A 20,900-nucleotide genomic window follows, 5' to 3' on the forward strand; every position below is an offset into this window, starting at 1 on the left:
TTTCTGCGGTTAATGTTTTTCGTAACCGCTTTCTATTATCCAGGAAAGCCGGACGAAAACGCACGCCGGCTGCTTCCTTTGTTCAACCCGGGCTTGGCCCGTATTTTGTGTGTAAAGGAGAGATAGCATGAGTCAGACTAAAGGGTTAGAAGGTATTGTTGCAACGCAGTCGCAGGTCAGCTCCATCATTGACGGGGTTTTGACATACCACGGCTACAATATTGACGATCTTGCGGACAACGCATCATTTGAGGAAGTTGTCTACCTGCTCTGGAACAATCGTCTTCCGAATAAAGAGGAACTGGATGCATTTGCCAAAGAGCTTGCCCAGGCTTCCAAAGTACCGGATGCCGTGCTGGATCAGCTGAAGTCATTTCCGATTGACAAGGTGCACCCGATGGCTGCCCTCCGTACGGCGGTTTCCAATCTTGCACTGTTTGATGAGGAAGCAGATGAGATGGAAGAGGAAGCAAACCGCAGAAAAGCAGTAAAACTCCAGGCACAGCTTCCAACAATCGTTACAGCATTCTCGCGTATCCGTCAGGGCAAAGAGCCGGTCGCTCCGAAGCCGGAACTAAGCTTTGCTGCGAATTTCCTTTACATGCTGAACGGAGAAGAGCCGGATGAAATTTCTGAGAAGGCCTTCAACAAGGCGCTCGTACTTCACGCCGATCACGAGCTGAATGCATCTACATTCACTGCCCGCGTCTGCGTAGCGACGCTTTCTGACGTCTATTCCGGTGTAACAGCTGCAATCGGCGCCCTCAAAGGCCCGCTGCACGGCGGAGCAAATGAGCGCGTAATGGCGATGCTGAACGAGATCGGCGACGTCGATAACGCGGAAGCTTACATCAAAGAAGCTCTCGCCAATAAAGTGAAAATCATGGGCTTTGGTCACCGCGTTTACAAAAACGGCGACCCTCGAGCCAAGCACCTGCGTGAAATGTCCCGTCAGCTGACGGAAATCACCGGGGAGTCCAACTGGTATGAGATGAGCGTTAAAATTGATGAAATCGTGACAAATGAAAAAGGACTGCTTCCAAACGTTGATTTCTATTCGGCATCCGTTTACCACAGTCTTGGCATTGAGCACGATATTTTCACGCCGATCTTTGCAGTAAGCCGTGTGTCCGGCTGGCTGGCTCATATTCTTGAGCAGTATGCAGACAACCGCCTCATCCGTCCGCGTGCAGAATACACCGGACCGGATAAACAGGAATGGATACCGCTCGAGAAACGATAATCGCATAAAGGCGGCGGGGCTGTATCGATACAGCCCTGTCCTTTATGATATATTTGTGAAGGAACGAACTATATTTAGGAGGTTTTTTACGAATGGCTGGAGAAAAAATTACGGTAACAAATGGAGAACTGAACGTACCTGCTAAACCGATTATTCCTTTCATTGAAGGAGACGGTATCGGTCCTGATATTTGGAAGGCTGCTTCCAGAGTTATTGAAGCTGCAGTAGATAAAGCATATAACGGTGAAAAAGCAATTGAGTGGAAAGAAGTGCTTGCAGGTGAAAAGGCACATACCCAAACTGGCGAATGGCTTCCGGAAGAAACGCTTGAAACCATCCGCGAATACATGATCGCAATTAAAGGTCCTCTGACGACGCCAATCGGCGGCGGCTTCCGTTCCCTGAACGTGGCGCTTCGTCAGGAGCTTGACCTGTTTGCATGCGTACGACCGGTACGCTGGTATGAAGGTGTACCTTCTCCAGTAAAGCGTCCGGAAGATACAGATATGGTTATTTTCCGTGAAAACTCGGAAGACATCTATGCGGGTATTGAATTCCAGGAAGGAACAGACGAAGCGAAAAAGCTGATCAGCTTCCTCCAGGATGAAATGGGCGCAACGAAGATCCGTTTCCCGGAAACGTCCGGAATCGGCATCAAGCCTGTTTCCAAAGAAGGCACAGAGCGTCTCGTACGTTCTGCGATTCAGTATGCGCTTGATGAAGGCCGTAAGAGCGTTACGCTCGTGCATAAAGGCAACATCATGAAGTTCACTGAAGGTGCCTTCAAAACGTGGGGCTATGACCTCGCTGAACGCGAATTCGGCGACAAAGTCTTCACATGGGCTGAGTATGACCGCATCGTAGAAGAAAAAGGCAAGGACGCTGCCAACGAAGCGCAGGATCAGGCAGAAGCTGCCGGCAAGATTATCATCAAGGATTCTATTGCAGACATCTTCCTGCAGCAGATTCTGACTCGTCCGAAAGAATTTTCTGTTGTGGCGACGATGAACCTGAACGGGGACTATGTTTCCGACGCACTTGCTGCACAGGTTGGCGGAATCGGAATCGCACCTGGTGCGAACATTAACTATGACTCCGGCCATGCAATCTTTGAAGCAACGCACGGTACTGCACCGAAGTATGCGGGTCAGGATAAAGTGAATCCTTCTTCCGTACTTCTTTCCGGTGTGCTCATGCTCCGCCACCTCGGCTGGGGAGAAGCTGCCGACATGATCGAAAATGCAATGGATAAAACAATTGCAGAAAAAACGGTAACGTATGACTTCGCGCGCCTGATGGACGGTGCTCAAGAAGTGAAATGCTCCGAGTTTGGTGACGCACTGATTAAAAACCTGGGCTGATCGGACGAACGATTTCCGGCAGCACGCGAAGCCTCTGCATGATAAACATGAACGTGTCTCCTGTCTGGCCGGCAGGAGCGCGCTCCTTTGAGGCTGTCTCGCATGCTTATACGAGACAGTCTCTTTTGATCGTAAGCTAGATTATTTCCGGAAGGGTGTGGCGATATGGCTACAATTAAACGCAGAAAAATCACCGTTGTCGGCGGCGGGTTTACCGGTACGACGACAGCTCTTATGACAGCACAAAAGGAACTTGGAGACGTGGTCCTCGTTGATATTCCCGATAATGAAGGACCGGTGAAGGGCAAGGCGCTCGATATGCTGGAGTCAGCACCCGTTCAAGGCTTTGATGCCAAGGTGACAGGTACGTCCGACTACGCAGATACCGCTGACTCTGATATTGTCGTCATCACAGCTGGTATTCCGCGCAAGCCAGGGATGAGCCGCGATGACTTGATCAGTACGAATGCTGGCATTATGCGCAGCGTAACGAAAGAAATTGTCCGCTATTCGCCGGAGTGTCTGATTATCGTGCTCACAAATCCTGTTGATGCGATGACGTATGCGGTGTATCAGGAATCCGGATTCCCGAAAAACCGCGTTATCGGGCAGTCGGGTGTACTGGATACGGCAAGATTTAACACGTTTATTGCCGAAGAGCTGAACGTTTCTGTCGAAGATGTGCGCGGCTTCGTTCTCGGCGGGCACGGGGATGACATGGTGCCGATGCTTCGCTACAGCTCGGTCGGAGGTATCCCGGTTGAAAAACTTATTGCTCCTGATCGTCTGGAAGCGATCGTCGAACGAACGAGAAAAGGCGGGGGCGAAATTGTGAGTCTCCTTGGAACCGGCAGCGCCTACTACGCTCCGGCAGCAGCCATCACTCAGATGGTCGAAGCGGTGCTGAAGGATAAGAAGCGCGTTCTTCCTGCGATTGCGTATCTGGAAGGGGAATACGGCTACAGCGATATGTATCTCGGTGTACCGTGTATGCTTGGCGGAGCCGGTCTCGAAAAAGTATTCGAACTGGACTTAAACGAGGAAGAGAAAAAACAGCTGGACCAATCTGCCGAATCCGTCAAAAACGTCATGAAAGCACTGTAGCACTAAGCTCTGGGCATACTTCGAAACGACATTATAAGACCAGTCAGGAGAACATGCTGACTGGTCTTAACCTGTTTGTTATGTAAAAAAAATGTTTGATTAATCGGTTGTTAATGTTTTCCCTTCATTTGTTCAGCATAACGATGCTTTGCATTGATCTTCTGGCGGTATGCGAAGAAGTGATGCATGAAATCCAATAAAAATGCATCAAAAATGACTTTTTCAACAACCTGAGGCTTCTGACAAAAAGCATTTTAAATTCAGTCCGGCTCCGCGCGTAAGTTCCGCGTTCCGAGAGGCATAGGAATAATCATGAAAAGCTGTGCCGGATTAAGCTGGTCTGGTATACTGATGTTGTAAGCGCTTTCTGAAGCGGAGTACGATGATGGAAGGGGACGATCAATATGTTTTCAAAACGAAAAAAGCTTGGGAAAACGCTGAAAGAGCTGCAGGAAGGCTCCTCGGTTTCAAAGGAATTTGACATAAAAGATAAGGATATTCTTTTATACCTCGGCTTCAGTGACGATGCCAACCCGATTTACATCCAGCATGACTATGCTTCCCGGACGCCTTACGAGAGGCCGATCGTTCCTCAGCTGATGCTGATGGGGTTCGTTACTTCTCTCATTTCAACCGGACTGCCGGGACCGGGATCGGTCATTCGCGAGCAGCAGCTGGCTTTTCCGAAGCCGCTGTATCACTATGGAAAACTGAAGCTCACGCTGACGGTGGAAAAGCTGAACAGAGAAAAGGGCACGGCGCTTATGACGGTTGATGGAAGGGATGAGTATGACGACTCGATTATCCTGGGAACGATAGACGTCACTCCGCCTTATCCATGGAAGCCGATGACGGAGCAGGCAGGTACGTTTGAAAACTTTTAGGTAAACTGGCAGGGAGCAAACAGCTTCCTGCTTTTTTCATTCAACGGCTTTTCGGAAAATAAGCGTGAGCTGCTTTGAAAAAGCGAGGGGAACTGCAGAAAGTTTTTTACACACGGATGAAAATGTTTACTTTTACAGGTGAAATCGTTAACCTTACTCCGGAAAGCTTCCATTTCAGCATCAAAAGTGTTAGCATCGGCCGGCAGCTTTTCACGAGCATCAATACAGGACTGCTGTATCGAAAAAGAACATCATTTGCATCAGAAAACGTTCAACTCTCGCACTAAAAACGCCAGCTTTACCAGCGGACGATCGAGTATATTTTAAATGCGGTCCGCAAGAACAGGACGGCTTTATCTGCCGTTTAAGGCATACATCCATTTGGTGTCGCTTACGACGGCTGCTTGCAGCGCATACTTTTTCAATCAGCAGACACAGGCTTCTTGTCATCCGCACAAAGTATAGTAAGATAAAGGAAGAAGCAGTTTGCGATTTTATCTGCCGGCCTGAATCAGGGGTCAGGACCGGCAACAGGGAGGATGACACATGGCACAGCGCCTGCTGGTGGTGGATGATGAAGAATCAATCCTGACTTTGCTGCAATTTAATCTGGAGCAGGGTGGATTTGAGGTAACGACCGCAATGGATGGAAAGGAAGCGCTCGAAAAGGCGCTTGACGAACAGTTTGACTTAATTGTGCTCGATTTGATGCTTCCGGGAATGGACGGCATGGAAGTATGCAAAGAGCTCCGGCAGAGCAAAATACAGACGCCGATCCTGATGCTGACGGCAAAGGGCGATGAGTTTGATAAAGTGCTTGGACTTGAGCTGGGAGCTGATGATTACTTAACAAAACCGTTCAGCCCGCGAGAAGTGACGGCGAGAATTCGTGCGATTTTGAGAAGATCGCAGTCGGCTCCTGTGGAAGAAAAGCGAAAGGAAAACAAGCTGAAAATCGGTGATGTGGAAATATTTCCGGACAATTATGAAGTGTTTCTGAAGGGACAGGCACTTGAGCTGACGCCAAAGGAATTTGAACTGCTGCTGTATTTAATAAACAACCGCGGCCGTGTTTTGACGCGGGATCAGCTGCTGAATTCCGTCTGGAACTACGACTTTGTCGGAGATACGAGAATCGTCGATGTGCATATCAGCCACCTGCGCGAAAAAATAGAGCCGGTGACAAAAAAGCCGGTTTACATTAAAACAGTGAGGGGCCTCGGATATAAAATGGAGGATCCGTTCCTGGATGAATAGCTATCGTTTCAGACTGATTGTGCCGCTGTCGCTTATTATTCTTGCGGTATTAGCCAGTCTTGGCGCCCTCCTGGGACCGTTCATTCAGGACTTTTACCAGGAGCGGATGAATGAACGGGTTCAGAAAGAAGCAGCCGTCGTATCCTATGCGGTCGCGCAAAGCGATCCTGCTTCAGGCGGCGACTTTCAGGAGGTCGTTGCAGAGCTCTCCGAACGTCTCGGTGCCCGGATTACGATCGTTGCCACAGATGGCACCGTGCTTGCTGAAAGCGCGGAGGACCCGGAAGTGATGGAAAGCCACGCGGACCGGCCGGAGATCATTGGAGCGAGAGAAGGCTCTGAAGCATTTGAAGTACGGTACAGTGACACCGTTGAACAGGAGCTGCTTTACTATGCAGAGCCGCTTATCGTAAACGGAGAAGATATTGGATTTTTAAGGCTGGGACTGGAAATGAGTGAGCTTAATGACGTTTACCAGAATGTCTGGCTGCTCTTATTCGTTTCCTTTTTTATAGCCTTTATTATTATCGTTCTATTTGCTACGAAGCTTGCAAACCAGCTGATTAAGCCGATTGAAGACGCCCGCCGTGTTGCGAACGAACTGGCGAGAGGGAACTATCAGGCAAGAACGTATGAAGGGCTGCACCTGGAGACTGGGGAACTGAACCGATCGATTAATGTACTGGCTGAAAATCTGGATCAGATTACAAAAACATATGAGAATCAACAGGAGCGACTGGAAACGCTGATTGAGAACATGGGGAGCGGTCTTGTCCTGATTAATTCCAAAGGTGATATTACGCTCGTCAATCGTTCATGCGGAGAATTGTTTGAAGAGGACACGGACCGCTGGCTGAACAAGCTGTACTACAATGCGATCGACCGGAAGTCCGTAATCCGCTTCGTTCAGGAGCTGTTTCTCGTTGAACGGCCGCTCCGCCGTCAGATTAAATGGCCGGTAGGCATCTACATCCGCCACTTTGATGTGCACGGCGCTCCAATTATCGGCCATGACGATGAACTGAAGGGAGTCGTGCTCGTCTTCCATGATATTACGGAGCTGAAAAAGCTGGAGCAGGCTCGGAAAGACTTCGTTGCGAACGTTTCCCATGAGCTGAAAACGCCGGTTACGTCGTTGAAGGGCTTTACGGAAACGCTCCTTGACGGCGCGATGCATGACGATGTTCTGCGTGAAAAGTTTTTAACGATCATCTCAAAGGAATCAGTCCGGCTGGAAGGGTTAATCACTGACCTGCTGGAGCTTTCCAAAATAGAAGGCGAGCATTTCGAACTGAACTGGGACGAGGTGGATCTTGGCAGGATGATCGAGGACACAACGATGATGCTGAATGAAAAAGCAGCAGCTAAAAATATGACAATCCACACAAAGTGTGACGGAGATATTATCGTGCCTGCAGACGGAGCCCGCCTGAAGCAGGTGCTGATCAACCTCGTGAATAATGCGATCGTATACACACCGGAAGGCGGAGATATTTACGTCCGTGTTTACGGCCAGACGGAAACGGTCGTACTGGAAGTGTCCGACACCGGGATTGGTATTTCGAAAAAAGAAATTCCGCGTATATTTGAGCGGTTTTACCGGGTGGACCGGGCACGCAGCCGGAATTCAGGCGGCACGGGTCTTGGCCTGGCAATCGTAAAACACTTAGCAGAAGCCCATCATGCAAGGCTTTCTGTCGACAGTAAACCCGGAAAGGGGACGACATTCCGGCTCGTATTTAAGCGCCAGCCGTTTGAGGATCAGGGGTAACTTTACAATTTCTTTACATGAGCTTAAAACACGCTTAGTATTCACGCGCTATACTCAGAAGTGTGAACTGCTTCATGTACTGTCTGCTGTCCCCGCAGCAGCGGTATATGATACATCCCCTTTTGCGGACCGGAAGCCCTCCCCTGAGCTTCCGGTCCTTTTCTGTATAAATACACGAAAGTACGTTCGTTTTTTCGCTCTCGGTTTGTGTCATGTCCCGGCATTCATGCTAAAATAGCAGAAGAAAGTAATTATGAAACCGGGGTGGATGGAATGACAAACAAACTAGTGCTAGTAGACGGAAACAGTATTGCATACAGGGCTTTCTTTGCGCTGCCCCTGTTGAATAACGATAAAGGCGTATACACAAACGCAGTATACGGATTTACAACGATGCTGCTGAAAGTACTGGAAGAAGAGAAGCCGACTCACCTGATGGTCGCCTTTGATGCCGGTAAGACGACGTTTCGCCACGATACGTTTAAAGAGTACAAGGGCACGCGCCAGAAAACGCCGCCGGAGCTTGCTGAGCAGCTTCCGATTATGCGGGATTTGCTAAATGCGTTTCGCATTCCGTATGAGGAAGTGGAAAACTACGAAGCGGACGATATTATCGGAACGCTTGCGGTAAAAGCTGCCGGTAAAGGCTGGGAAACAAAAATTTTTACGGGAGATAAAGACCTGCTTCAGCTCGTCGGAGAGCATGTGCAGGTCGCATTGACGCGTAAAGGCATCACGAATGTGGATACATATGACCTGGAGGCGCTTGATGAAAAATACGGCCTTGCGCCGGAGCAGATCATCGACATGAAAGGCCTGATGGGCGACAGCTCCGATAATATTCCCGGGGTGCCTGGAGTCGGAGAAAAGACAGCACTGAAGCTGCTTGCTGCGCACAAAACGGTCGAAGGCGTGTACGAAAATCTGGATCAGGTTTCCGGAAAAAAAATGAAGGAGAAGCTGGAAGCAAATGAAGAGCAGGCACTCATGAGTAAAAAGCTTGCAACCATTCTGACAGAAGCGCCGATTGAAACAAATGTCGAAGATCTCCCGGTTCAGGAAGCAGATCAGAGTGCGCTTGCTGCATTGTTTAACGAGCTCGGCTTTCAATCGCTCTTAAACCGCATAGGAGCAGAAGCGGAAACGAAAGAAGACCTTAAAGATCTGGAAGTGATTATTCCGGAGGAGCTGACAGATGAGGTGCTGACAGAGGAATGCGCCCTCGTCGTAGAATCACTGGAAGACAACTATCATCATGCGGCGATCATTGGAGCAGCTGCAGCGAATAAAAACGGCGTGTACTACCTGAAGCCGGAGATGCTGCAGGACCCGGTCTTTCAGGAGTGGGCTGCCGATCCGGAAAAGAAGAAATGGGTTTTCAATGCCAAGCGTGCTGTTGTCAGCCTCGGCTGGGAGGAAATTAAGCTCGACGGTGCCGGATTCGATGTGCAGATGGCTTCTTATCTGCTCGACCCGGGAGCTTCTTCCCACGACATGGCGGATATCGCGGAGCGGAAAAGCGGTCTGCAGGTTCAGCACGATGAAGTCGTCTACGGAAAAGGCAAGAAACAGCAGGTTCCGGAAGAAGAGAAGCTAAGCCAGCATCTAGGAAGAAAAGCAGCTGCTCTGCTCGAGCTGAAGCCGGCGCTTGAAAACGAACTCTCCGAAAACGAGCAGCTTGAGCTGCTGATTGAACTGGAAATGCCGCTGTCTGTCATTCTAGGACGGATGGAGCAGCACGGGGTTGCGATCGATAAAGGAGAGCTTGAAGATCTTGGAAAAAGCCTGACCGAGCGGCTGGACGCGATTGAAGCGAAGATCCATGATCTGGCCGGTACGACGTTTAACATTAATTCGCCAAAGCAGCTTGGAGAAATTCTGTTTGAAAAGCTGCAGCTGCCGCCGATTAAAAAAACGAAAACGGGGTATTCAACGTCAGCGGATGTACTTGAAAAACTGCAGGATTCTCATGAGATCATTCCGGAAATTCTCCTGTACCGCCAGCTCGGCAAGCTGAATTCGACGTATATCGAAGGCCTGCTGAAAGCAGTCAATGACAAAACCGGACGCATTCATACGATTTTCAATCAGGCGCTGACACAGACCGGCCGGCTCAGTTCGACGGAACCAAACTTGCAGAATATCCCGATCCGTCTTGAGGAAGGCCGTAAAATCCGTCACGCTTTCGTACCGACCCGTGAAGAATCTGTGATTCTCGCAGCCGACTATTCGCAAATTGAACTGCGGGTGCTTGCTCACATTTCGCAGGATAAGAATCTGCTTCACGCATTTCAGGAAGACATGGATATTCATACAAAAACGGCAATGGACGTTTTCGGAGTCTCCGCGGACGAGGTGGACGGAGGCATGAGGCGAACGGCCAAAGCCGTCAACTTCGGTATCGTCTATGGAATCAGTGACTACGGACTTTCCCAGAGTCTGGGCGTGACGAGAAAAGAAGCGCAGTCGTTTATCGACAAGTACTTTGAGAGTTATCCTGGAGTAAAAGACTATATGGATACCATCGTTGAACAAGCGAGGGAAAGCGGGTATGTCACGACGATGATGAACAGACGACGCTATCTGCCTGAAATTACGAGCCGGAACTTTAACCAGCGCAGCTTTGCGGAGCGGACAGCGATGAACACACCGATTCAGGGGAGTGCCGCTGACATCATTAAAAAAGCGATGGTGGACGTGGATGCAGCGCTGGAGGAATCACGCCTCGAGGCTGTCATGCTGCTGCAGGTGCACGATGAATTAATCTTTGAAGTTTCTGAATCACAGGCCGACGAGCTGTCAGAGCTTGTCAGCCGGGTGATGGAATCGTGCGTCGAACTCGACGTACCATTAAAAGTGGATGCGGACTACGGAAAGACATGGTACGACGCGAAATAGCGCGGCCAGGCTGAAAGGAGTGTTCACATGCCGGAACTGCCGGAAGTGGAAACAGTCAGACAAACATTAAATCAACTGATAAAGAAAAAGACAATTGAAGACGTCGTGATTACACTGCCGAGAATCATTCAGAAGCCGGATGATGTGGAGGCATTCCGGACGATGCTGCAGGGACAGACGTTTCACCTGGTTGAGCGGCGAGGGAAATTTCTGCGTCTGCTGCTGGATGACTACGTGCTCGTGTCGCATTTGCGTATGGAAGGCAGATACGGCATGTTTGAAAAAGAGGATCCGGTCGATAAGCACACCCACGTCCGCTTTGTCTTTACAGATGGAAGCGAGCTCCGCTATACGGATGTGCGTCAGTTCGGAACGATGCATATTTTTGAAGCAGGCACGGATTTGACAGAGCTTCCTCTCCGGCAGCTCGGGCCTGAGCCCCTGGAGAAAAATTTTACGCCAGACGTTCTGAAAGGCAGATTGAAATCTTCCCGTGCGGTAAAAACGCAGCTGCTGGATCAGACGAAGCTAGTAGGACTTGGCAATATATACGTAGATGAGGCCTTGTTCTCAGCCGGTATTCATCCGGAGACGGTTTCATCGGAATTATCGGATGAGCAGATCAGACGGCTGCACAAATGCATCGTCAGAACGCTGGCAGACGCTATTGCTGCTGGAGGCTCTTCAGTTAAATCCTATGTAAACGGTCAGGGTGAAATGGGGATGTTTCAACAGCAGCTTAACGTGTACGGAAGAAAAAATGAGCCGTGCAAGCATTGCGGGGAACCGATTATCCGTTTCACCGTCGGCGGGCGCGGGACGCATATCTGTCCCCGCTGCCAGCCTGCAAGGGAGGTTTCCCGATGAAGCTTGGACTTACAGGCAGTATTGCAACAGGCAAAAGCACCGCTGCCGGCTTTTTCCGCGAGGAAGGCTGCCCGGTGATTGATGCCGATATCATTGCGAGAGAAGTTGTTCAGCCGGGTACACCGGCATTAAATGAAATTAAAGCTGCTTTTGGCAGCTCTGTCATCGCTGCAGATGGAACATTGGACCGGGAAAAACTTGGCTCCGTTGTATTCAGTGACCCGGCGAAACGCGAGCAGCTCAATGCGATCGTTCATCCTGTCATCCGCCGCGCGATGAAGCAGCAGGCCGATGAAGCGGAGGCTGAACACGAGATCGTCGTTCTGGACATCCCGCTATTATTTGAGAATGAGCTGTTTTACTTAGTTGATAAAACAGCCGTCGTTTATGTACCGGAGAAGACGCAGCTGGAGCGACTTATGAAGCGAAACGGTTATTCAGAGCAGGAAGCTCGCAGCCGGATGGAGTCGCAGCTGTCGATTGAAGAAAAAAAGAAACGGGCAGATTTCGTCATTGCAAACTGCGGTTCGGAACAGGAAACTGCGCGTCAGGTGAGCGAGCTGATCGAAATGCTTCTCCAGAAACAATGAAGCAGCAAGTGCATATAATGACTGCCTGGACATGTCGACGGTCCAGGCTTTCTGCTGCAGCAGTGAGCTAGAAGTAGCGTAAAAAGATTTGATAGGAATAAAGGAAAATGCGTTGGCGTATTGTATAATGAAAGAAATCGGTTCGCTTTTAAGAACTGTAGCTGTTTTTTGTTCGTTATTAGTGAACGTGTGGGCGATGCTGAACATCTGAATGATTTGAATGGAGGCGAGACGTATGTTCGAACTGACAAATCATTTTCCGCATGACTTGTTTTATGATGCCCGGGCTCCGTTTTTATCGTTGTATCAGGCGACCGAAAGAGCCGGAAGAGAAAAACAGTCTAACGCTGTCGTATTCCGCAACATGCTGAAAGACCTCGATCGGAAGCTCAGGGAGGGTTATCCGCACGTAAAAGCAGATGAACTCGTTAAACCGCTTCGTGCCATTGCAGAGGACAGACATTTTTGGCGAACGATTCCTGAAAGCATTGCTGTATTTGCAGCAGAAGGACGCTGCGTGGTGTACCAGCTTGAGCGGCCTGTGAAGTCGATGTCAATCGTTTCCGAGCGGCCTTTTATCAGCCCACTGATCCGCGTATTTCAATCTGCAGATGACTATCAGCTGCTCGGCCTCACGAAAGACACGTTCCGCCTGTATCAAGGCAACCGCTACGGTCTGAAAGAAATAACGCTACCTGAAGACATTCCGAAAACAAAAGAGGAAGTAGTCGGCGATGAGAAAAAAGAGTCGCATCTTGACCAGGTTTCACTGAGCGGTGGAAATGCGGCGTACTTTGGACAAGGCGGACGGAAAGATGAAATGGATAAAGATACGGAAAAGTTCTTCCGCTACGTTGACCGCTATGTAACCGATCATCATTCACACAAAACGAGGCTGCCGCTCATGCTTGTATCTGTCAACGAACATCACGGCTTGTATCATAAAGTGAGCAGCAATGCTTATCTTATGGAAGAAGGTATAAAAAGCGATATCAATTCCCTGGAGCTTGGAGAATTGACAAAACGGGCATGGAACATCGTTGAACCGGTCTATCTGGAGAAAACGAAAAAAGCCGTCGATGCTTTTGAAACGGCCCGGGCTCATGGCAAAGGCTCTTCCCACTTAGAAGAAATCGCACTTGCTTTAACGGAAAACCGCCTTGCCCGTCTGCTGATTGAAGACGGTAGGCACGTTGCCGGTCATATTGATGAACTGACCGGTGAGGTCAGCGGAGCAAGAACAGAAGAACGGCAGGCCGGAGATATTTTGGGCGATCTTACCGAGCTTGCATTCCGGCGGCATATAGCGCTCATTGTGTTACCAAAAGAACGGATGCCGGTTACCACGGGAGCAGCAGGCATCTTTCGATAACTGCCTGAAAGCTCAGAAGCACAGCGCTTCTGAGCTTTTTTGATGCTTCTAATGAGGACCAGTTTAGCAATCCGGAACGATTTATGTGGGGCACCTGCCTTAGAGGCAGGAAATCTTTTGTAATTAATAAAAATAGATAGTATCTTTTTTGGTTAATGTGCTATACTATATCCATGAAAACGCTTATATAATATAGCACATTAGCTTGGGAGGGGTATTGTATGATACGAGTAGCAATCAATGGGTTTGGCAGAATTGGACGGATGGTGTTTCGCAAGGCGATGATGGATGAGAAGGTGGAAATCGCAGCTGTGAACGCAGGATATCCGGCGGAGACGCTCGCTCATCTCGTAAACTATGATACAGTACACGGTACATTTAAAAAGCGGGTGGAAGCCGTTGATGGAAAGCTGATCGTCGATGGAAAGCAGGTTGAGCTGGTCAATTCACGCGATCCGCTTGAACTTCCGTGGAAAGAGCTTGGTATTGATATCGTACTGGAAGCAACGGGAAAGTTCCGTGAGAAGAAAGAAGCAGAAAAACATATGCAGGCAGGTGCAAAAAAGGTGATCATCACGGCGCCGGGTAAAAATGAAGATGTAACGATCGTGTACGGCGTTAACGAGGAAGACTATGATCATACGAATCATCACGTACTTTCAAACGCCTCCTGCACGACGAACTGCCTCGCTCCGGTGGTAAAAGTGTTACATGAAGAGCTCGGCATCGTTTCAGGAATGATGACGACGGTGCATTCTTACACGGGCGATCAGCGTAATATCGATAACCCGCATAAAGATCTTCGCCGCGCACGTGCTTGCGGCCAGTCCATCATACCGACAACAACCGGAGCAGCAAAGGCCATCTCCTCCGTGCTTCCGGAAATGGAAGGGAAACTTCACGGACTGGCTCTGCGTGTGCCGACACCAAACGTGTCGCTCGTAGACCTTGTCATCGATGTAGAGCGCGATACATCCGTTGAGGAAGTGAATCATATTCTGCGGGAATCCGGAATGAACGGCATGTCCGGCATTATCGGCTATACGGATGATCCGCTTGTATCAGTCGATTTTAACGGTGATGCACGCTCTGCCATTATCGACGGTCAGTCTACGATGGTCGTCAATGATCGTCAGGTGAAAGTACTCGCCTGGTACGATAACGAATGGGGCTACTCCTGCCGCCTTCTTGATCTCGTCTACTACGTAGGCAGCTACCTGAATGCGGACCGCAGCACATACGCTTCCTAATACAATTTGAAACTGCCGCAGCCCGGGCTTCCTCCGGGGCTGCGGCATTCTTCATGCCTGCTGTTAATTATAGTTAATTGCCCCGTATTATCGGCTTTGGACAGCTGGAAGAAGCGGTAAAAAATGATTGCATTATTGTTGTAAAAAACGTATACTAACTTTCGTAAACTTCGCTTAGTTTGATTATTAAAGGGTTAGGACCTCACCGGACTAACTTTCCCCCCAGTAATCCAGGATTAAGTGATCGATTAACAGCTTTGATATTGAAGAAGGGGGATTTTGCAATGGATACAATGGGAAGACATGTAATTGCAGAACTATGGAAATGTAACATCGAAAAGCTGAATGATATGGCGTTTATTGAACGGACGTTTGTTGATGCTGCTCTGGAAGCAGGAGCAGAAGTAAGAGAGGTGGCTTTTCACAAGTTTGCCCCTCAGGGTGTCAGCGGAGTCGTCATAATCAGCGAATCACATTTGACGATTCACAGCTTTCCGGAGCACGGTTATGCAAGTATTGATGTGTATACGTGCGGGGACCGGATTGATCCGAACGTGGCGGCCGATTTTATCGCGAATGCCCTCGGCGCCGGACGATCGGAAGTTGTCGAAGTGCCACGCGGTATCGGACCGATTGAAGTCATGCAGAAATCAGGAGAGGGTTCTTATAGCAGCACCTCTTCGTAAAATAGCAGTTTAAAACAAGAGCCGCTCCCGACTAATCATCCGGAGCGGCTTTTCGTTTTGATGACCAGTGCTCATACACGCGGCTTCAGGCTGCGGGGAAAGATTCCGGAGCCGCACAGAGACTGCGGGCACCTCCGTTTCAGACGGTCTATCATATTCGATTGAATCAGCCGCTGTTTCTTGCTATTCTTAAAGAAGGCGAGGTGCATACAAATGGGAATCAAACAGACATTGCAAAAAGCATTCAGTACCAGAACAGAGACAAATGAAAAGCATCCGGATGAAACGCTGCAAACCCATTACTATAAAGCGATGAGAGACAAAGTGATGTCGGAGCTGCAGACGATGTTTTCCCAGAAGCAGGGATATACAGTCAGTTCGGTTTCGGAAGAGCACGGGGAAATTATCGTGAACACGACTTCCGGAAAGAAATATTTTATTGTTATTACTGTGATCATGGTGCGTCCGTACCGAACAGCAGTTGATTTTGCTGTCAATACGGATACCGTCCTGTTTACAGACTTCGGTAGCAGCGCCAAGATGGTGCGGAGCCTTTACAAAGAACTGAACAGCAGGCTTACGTTCGTCGGCACTGCGCTCGGAGATGAACTGAGCAGATAAAGTGAGGTGTCCGCCATGATTTGTCCGCACTGTTCTCATAATGGAACAAAGGTGCTGGATTCTAGGCCAAGTGACGAAGGAAGAGCGATCCGGCGCCGTCGCGAATGTGAAGCTTGCGGCTACCGCTATACGACGTTTGAGCGGGTCGAAAAAACACCACTGATCGTTGTGAAGAAAGATGGAAACCGGGAGGAATTCAGCCGAGAGAAGCTGCTTCGCGGTCTGGTACGTGCATGCGAAAAGCGTCCGATTCCGCTTGAGCGTCTGGAACAGCTGACGACAGAAGTGGAAAAAGAAATGCGAAACCGCAGCGCTCCGGAAATCAGCAGCAATGACATTGGCGAATATGTCATGCAGCATCTGGCTGATATTGACGATGTGGCTTACGTGCGGTTTGCCTCTGTCTACAGGCAGTTCAAGGACATCAATGTATTTGTGGACGAATTGAAGGATCTGATCAACCGGGAAAACAAATGATCGTAATCACCGGGGCTGTCCCTGTCTGTTTCGGGGCGGCTCTTTTCTATGGAGGGATGACCACATGCGCTGGCAGGATATACAGCCCGCTACACCATTTTCTGCCGTTATGTCCGCAGCGGTGCCGGACGAACGCATTCGCTCACTGACACTTTTGTATCAGCCGCTTATCGGTCCTGTCGCATACAGCTTGTATATGATGCTCGCTTCAGAGATCAGTATGAGCGCTGATTTAGCTATCACCGGCACGCATAAGCAATGGATGACGCATACCGGACAGCCGCTGCCTATGCTTGCTGATGAGCGCAGAAAGCTTGAAGCGATGGGGCTTCTGGAAACATTTAAAAAAGAGGAAGACGGGGACAGCGTTTATTTGTATGAACTCAAGCAGCCGCTGTCGCCTGCCGATTTTTTCGCTGATGATTTGCTGAGCGTTTATTTGTACAATCGAATCGGCAGCCGAGAGCGGTATCGAAGACTGCGGGAGTCATTTGCCGTACACCAGGCAGATAAAAGCGGCTATGAGAAAGTGACACAGGGGTTTGATCAAGTTTTTACCTCGATTCATCCATCGGAAATGCGGAGTACATCAGGTGAAATGGCGGATGCAGTTTCTTCTGCCTCGATCCTGCAGGGGAGCGGTGAGGAAGCATCCTACGACTTTAGCAGAGAGGAACTGACGCTCGAGGAGATCGCTGCGCACCTTCCGCCGTTCGTTAAGCGGGAGGAACTGTATACGGATGTCAATGAAACGTGTATACGACAGATCGCTTTTCTGTACCGATACAGCGCAGAGGAAATTGCCTACCTGATTCAGGATGCGATGTTTCATACGGATCACCTGGAAGTGAAAGAGCTGCGGGAGGCCGCAAAAAGACGCTACCGCCTCCAGGAAAACGGCAGACCGCCGATGCTCGGCATGCGCAGCCAGCCGCCGCAGCTGCGGACCGTCAACAAAGAACCGGCTACCGATGAAGAACGACAGATTCAGTATTTCGAAACGACGTCTCCTCTGGAATATCTGCACTCCTTAAGCGACGGGGCAAAAGTATTTCCAGGCGATGTAGACATTATTGAAGAGCTGATGTCCGATTACGGGCTGCCAGCAGGTGTCGTCAACGTTCTGATCGACTATCTGTATATAGTCAATAACGGCAATCTGGCGAAGGGGCTCGCCTTCAAAATAGCTACGCAGTGGAAGCGGAAGAAAGTAAAGACAGTAGCGGATGCGATGGCACTGGCCAAGCAGGAGCATGAGAGCCGTAAACACTACGAGCAGAATCAGAAGCAGCCTCAAGGAAAACAAGGGAAACAACAGATCAGACAGCCGCTTCCGAAATGGATGCAGGAGCCCGAAGCTGAAACAGAACAGGATGAAGAGTCGCTGCAGCGGGCAAGACAGGAAGCAGAAAAATATAAAGCGCTGCTGCGTGAAAAAAAAGAAAAGAGAGGAGGGTAAGCAATGGACCCGATTAACCAGTCACTGCGCCGGTTTGGCGACGGGCGGATTCAGGAACGCCTTAATAAGCTGATGCAGGAAGTGACGGCTGACAGCAGAGTCGCGTCGTTTCTACAGGGGCATCCCGAAATTGGCCGGGAGGCCGTTGAAAGCGGCCTGAATGACCTGTATCAGTATAAGGAGCAGTGGCACAATTGCGACCACTGCCCTGGACTTGCGGCATGTCCCAACGTTATGCAGGGCTATCAGCCGCAGCTCAATGAAGTGCGTGGACGGATTCACCTGTCCTATCAGACATGTCCGCTGAAACGGCGGGATGATGAACGGAAAAAGCATGAATCCTTTATGAAAAGCCTCTATTTACCGAAAGATATGCTGACAGTGACGTTTGAGGATTTCGAATCGGATACGGAGAAGCGGACGGATGCCTACGTGAAAGCACTGGCCTTCTGTACAAATACGGTTCCCGGTGAAACGGCAATGGGGCTGTATATTCATGGTCCGTTCGGTGTCGGCAAGACATTTCTCGTCAGTGCGATTGCCAACGAATTTGCGGATCAGGAAGTGGAGACGATGCTCGTGTATACGCCTGATTTTCTGCGGGAGCTTAAAAGCGGTATTGCAGACGGCTCCTACCAGGAAAAGCTTGATAATGTGAAGAGGGCCCGCGTCCTCATTCTCGATGACATTGGAGCGGAAACGATGACGCCCTGGGTCCGTGATGAAGTATTTGGGTCGCTGCTCCAATTCCGAATGATGGAGAAGCTTCCGACTGTCTTCACCTCCAACTTCAGCCTCGATGATCTTGAACTGCACTTCGCTTCCACCCAGACTCGGGGAGCGGAAAAGGTTGATGAGCTGAAAGCAAGACGGATCATGGAGCGCATCCGCCACCTGACCGACGAAATCCCGATGAGCGGACGCAACAGACGAACCGATTAACCGGTTTTGAAAGAAAAGGGGAAGCTGTCTGATTTTCAGGCAGCTTCTTCAGAGTGTGGATAAAGTCATTCTAAGTGAATAACGTTGCATCTGCCTGTATCTGCGGACACTCGCTTTCCGGAGGGAACGGGCTCAGCTAACCGCTTCCTCCTGCTGTCGGAAGCGCTGGATCTTCGCCTCGTTCTGATCCTCCTGGAGTCGAGGTCCTCCGATGTCGGCAGCTGTTAGTGCGTTTCAAGTGCCTGGTTATGAATGCACGATCGGCTTCCATACGGATAGAACTTTCCCGATGAGACGTTTCAATGTTGAACAGGGGTGTTCGTACTTCGTAGAATTCATTATGAAAGTACAAAAAGCAGTCGCGTCTGTCGTGACGTTGTTTTCCACGAAGCAGAGCCGTTTCCCCGATGTGTCCGGCGGAGACGCCAGTGGAAGTCGCGCAGCCTGAAGATTCCGTGCCGTTCAGATCTGCGAACGGCATCAACGCACGAGCGGAGCCGGACTGGGTCTTGAAGGCTTCTTGTAAGAAGCCTGTGTCCGAGTGAAGCCTCATAGCCGTTCGATCTTGAACGGCATGAAAAGCGCGAGTGGAGCCGGACCGGGTCTTAAAGGCTTCTCGCGAGAAGCCTGTGTCCGAGTGAAGCCGCGCCATCCTACGTGCCTTTCTTCCCTTCATACAGGGGTCACCTTGAGAAATAGCTGAAGGCCAGCCCACGGCAGGCTCGGTAAACAGAGGGGAAATACAACCAAACGAATAAACATGTAAGTTGTAAGACTTTTTCAACAGCCTGAAGAAGCTGTCTGATTTTCAGGCAGCTTCTTCTTTGTACCTCGAGGTGCCCGGCTGTTGACAAGGGCAGATGGGCCTTTTCAGACACAGACTGTTCATGATTTCAGTAGAACGGTTTCTTTTTGACCCCCAGAGAGAATGTGGTACGATAGGACAAGAGCCTGAAAGTTATGAATGGGGGATTCCTTAATGAGTATCGATGATATTCTGGAACGCTCTCGGAACGGAGAGCGTATTACTGTAGAAGATGCCATCCGCCTTTACGAGTCTGATGAAGTAGAGAAGATGGGAGAACTTGCGAACGAGAAAATGAAGAAGTGGCATCCGGAGCCGGAAACCACTTTCGTTATCGGACGCAATGTAAACTATACGAACTTTTGCGACACATACTGCCGTTTTTGCGCGTTTTACCGTCCTCCGAATGCAAAGGATGGCTATACGCTGGATAATGAAGTCATTTTCGAAAAGATTCAGGAGACGATCGATGTCGGCGGGACCGAAATTTTAATGCAGGGCGGAACAAACCCGAACCTGCCGTTCAGCTATTACACAGATCTGCTTCGTGAAATCAAAAAGCGTTTCGATATTACGATGCACTCCTTTTCACCCGCAGAAATTTATAAAATGGCTGACGTTTCCGGTCTTTCTGTTGATGAGGTGCTGAAGCAGCTCAAAGAAGCAGGACTCGATTCTGTTCCGGGCGGTGGCGCTGAAATTCTTGATAACCGCACGAGACGCAAGATCAGCCGGCTGAAAGGAACATGGGAGCAGTGGATTGACTGCATGAAAGCAGTGAAACGTGCCGGCATGCACGGTACTGCTACGATGGTCATCGGCTTTGGCGAATCAATGGAAGAGAGAGCACTTCATCTGCAGCGCGTCCGCGATGCGCAGGATGATGCCGACTGCTTCCTCGCCTTTATTTCCTGGACGTTCCAGCCGGAAAACACGAATATGAAAGGGGAAAAGGTGACGCCGCGAGACTACTTGAAAAACCTCGCGATTTCCCGAATTTTCCTCGATAATATTCCAAACTTCCAGTCGTCCTGGGTCACGATGGGGCCGGAAGTCGGCAAAACATCCCTGTCTTACGGCTGTAATGACTTCGGCAGCACGATGATTGAGGAAAATGTCGTTTCTGCTGCAGGCGCGACGTATAAAGTGGACACGAACCTGATCCTCCGTCTGATCCGCGAAGCAGGTAAAACACCTGTCCAGCGTAATACGAAGTATAAGCACCTCCGTTCCTTTGCAGAAGGTGAAACGGTTGAAAAAGACTTTATCATGCAAAACTAATCGGCTCTTGCTTTTTCCAGAGAGCCCCGCTA

General features: G+C 49.7%; 18 protein-coding genes. 17 read left to right on the forward strand and 1 reads right to left on the reverse strand.

Going from position 1 to position 20,900, the window contains the following annotated elements:
* The first annotated feature begins 127 nt into the window (after nucleotides 1-127).
* The 16 genes from citZ to dnaI all read left to right on the forward strand — a co-directional run bounded on the left by citZ (nucleotide 128) and on the right by dnaI (nucleotide 18,782).
* Nucleotides 128-1,243, forward strand: coding sequence for a citrate synthase (citZ, locus tag HCN83_RS05415; RefSeq protein WP_168005304.1), 1,116 nt, complete (start codon nucleotides 128-130; stop codon nucleotides 1,241-1,243).
* A 92-nt stretch (nucleotides 1,244-1,335) separates the two neighbouring features.
* A complete protein-coding gene (icd, locus tag HCN83_RS05420) occupies nucleotides 1,336-2,604 on the forward strand; it encodes an NADP-dependent isocitrate dehydrogenase (protein ID WP_168005305.1) in 1,269 nt (422 codons plus the stop codon).
* Nucleotides 2,605-2,769: 165 nt separating this feature from the next.
* Entirely contained in the window at nucleotides 2,770-3,708 is a 939-nt protein-coding gene (gene mdh / locus HCN83_RS05425; protein WP_168005306.1) for a malate dehydrogenase, read from the forward strand.
* Between the two features lie 404 nt (nucleotides 3,709-4,112).
* The gene (locus HCN83_RS05430; RefSeq protein WP_168005307.1) at nucleotides 4,113-4,592 is read left to right on the forward strand and encodes a MaoC/PaaZ C-terminal domain-containing protein; all 480 of its coding nucleotides are present in this window, start codon (nucleotides 4,113-4,115) and stop codon (nucleotides 4,590-4,592) included.
* A gap of 546 nt (nucleotides 4,593-5,138) precedes the next feature.
* Nucleotides 5,139-5,849 carry a response regulator transcription factor gene (locus HCN83_RS05435; protein ID WP_168005308.1) on the forward strand — a complete coding sequence of 237 codons (711 nt, stop codon included), beginning with the start codon at nucleotides 5,139-5,141 and terminating at the stop codon, nucleotides 5,847-5,849.
* On the forward strand, nucleotides 5,842-7,620 hold the full coding sequence (gene pnpS / locus HCN83_RS05440) for a two-component system histidine kinase PnpS (protein WP_168005309.1): 1,779 nt from the start codon (nucleotides 5,842-5,844) through the stop codon (nucleotides 7,618-7,620). The genes HCN83_RS05435 and pnpS overlap by 8 nt, the downstream gene beginning before the upstream one ends.
* A gap of 273 nt (nucleotides 7,621-7,893) precedes the next feature.
* Nucleotides 7,894-10,518, forward strand: a complete 2,625-nt coding sequence (polA, locus tag HCN83_RS05445) for a DNA polymerase I (protein WP_168005310.1) — start codon at nucleotides 7,894-7,896, stop codon at nucleotides 10,516-10,518.
* 27 nt (nucleotides 10,519-10,545) lie between these two features.
* Nucleotides 10,546-11,385, forward strand: coding sequence for a DNA-formamidopyrimidine glycosylase (mutM, locus tag HCN83_RS05450; protein WP_168005311.1), 840 nt, complete (start codon nucleotides 10,546-10,548; stop codon nucleotides 11,383-11,385).
* Nucleotides 11,382-11,975, forward strand: a complete 594-nt coding sequence (gene coaE, locus HCN83_RS05455) for a dephospho-CoA kinase (protein ID WP_168005312.1) — start codon at nucleotides 11,382-11,384, stop codon at nucleotides 11,973-11,975. The genes mutM and coaE overlap by 4 nt, the downstream gene beginning before the upstream one ends.
* Nucleotides 11,976-12,210: 235 nt before the next feature.
* Entirely contained in the window at nucleotides 12,211-13,347 is a 1,137-nt protein-coding gene (locus HCN83_RS05460; protein ID WP_168005313.1) for a hypothetical protein, read from the forward strand.
* 221 nt (nucleotides 13,348-13,568) lie between these two features.
* Nucleotides 13,569-14,597 (forward strand): glyceraldehyde-3-phosphate dehydrogenase, encoded by a 1,029-nt coding sequence (locus HCN83_RS05465; RefSeq protein ID WP_168005314.1) that lies wholly within the window; start codon nucleotides 13,569-13,571, stop codon nucleotides 14,595-14,597.
* A gap of 284 nt (nucleotides 14,598-14,881) precedes the next feature.
* Nucleotides 14,882-15,283 carry an adenosylmethionine decarboxylase gene (gene speD / locus HCN83_RS05470; protein WP_168005315.1) on the forward strand — a complete coding sequence of 134 codons (402 nt, stop codon included), beginning with the start codon at nucleotides 14,882-14,884 and terminating at the stop codon, nucleotides 15,281-15,283.
* Nucleotides 15,284-15,496: 213 nt separating this feature from the next.
* Nucleotides 15,497-15,904 (forward strand): DUF1499 domain-containing protein, encoded by a 408-nt coding sequence (locus tag HCN83_RS05475; RefSeq protein ID WP_168005316.1) that lies wholly within the window; start codon nucleotides 15,497-15,499, stop codon nucleotides 15,902-15,904.
* A 15-nt stretch (nucleotides 15,905-15,919) separates the two neighbouring features.
* Entirely contained in the window at nucleotides 15,920-16,381 is a 462-nt protein-coding gene (nrdR, locus tag HCN83_RS05480) for a transcriptional regulator NrdR (protein WP_168005339.1), read from the forward strand.
* A 64-nt stretch (nucleotides 16,382-16,445) separates the two neighbouring features.
* Complete coding sequence (locus HCN83_RS05485; protein WP_168005317.1) at nucleotides 16,446-17,840, forward strand: replication initiation and membrane attachment family protein; 1,395 nt, start codon at nucleotides 16,446-16,448, stop codon at nucleotides 17,838-17,840.
* A gap of 3 nt (nucleotides 17,841-17,843) precedes the next feature.
* Complete coding sequence (dnaI, locus tag HCN83_RS05490; protein ID WP_168005318.1) at nucleotides 17,844-18,782, forward strand: primosomal protein DnaI; 939 nt, start codon at nucleotides 17,844-17,846, stop codon at nucleotides 18,780-18,782.
* A 136-nt stretch (nucleotides 18,783-18,918) separates the two neighbouring features.
* Here the strand turns inward: dnaI and HCN83_RS05495 are convergent, their stop codons facing one another.
* Nucleotides 18,919-19,263, reverse strand: a complete 345-nt coding sequence (locus HCN83_RS05495) for a hypothetical protein (RefSeq protein ID WP_168005319.1) — start codon at nucleotides 19,261-19,263, stop codon at nucleotides 18,919-18,921.
* Nucleotides 19,264-19,761: 498 nt separating this feature from the next.
* On the opposite strand from HCN83_RS05495, the gene mqnC reads away from it, so the two are divergent.
* Nucleotides 19,762-20,868 (forward strand): cyclic dehypoxanthinyl futalosine synthase, encoded by a 1,107-nt coding sequence (mqnC, locus tag HCN83_RS05500; RefSeq protein ID WP_168005320.1) that lies wholly within the window; start codon nucleotides 19,762-19,764, stop codon nucleotides 20,866-20,868.
* The last annotated feature ends 32 nt before the right edge of the window (nucleotides 20,869-20,900 follow it).

Origin of the sequence: Alkalicoccus luteus (genome assembly GCF_012034335.1) — a bacterium.
Lineage (GTDB): Bacteria > Bacillota > Bacilli > Bacillales > Salisediminibacteriaceae > Alkalicoccus > Alkalicoccus luteus_A.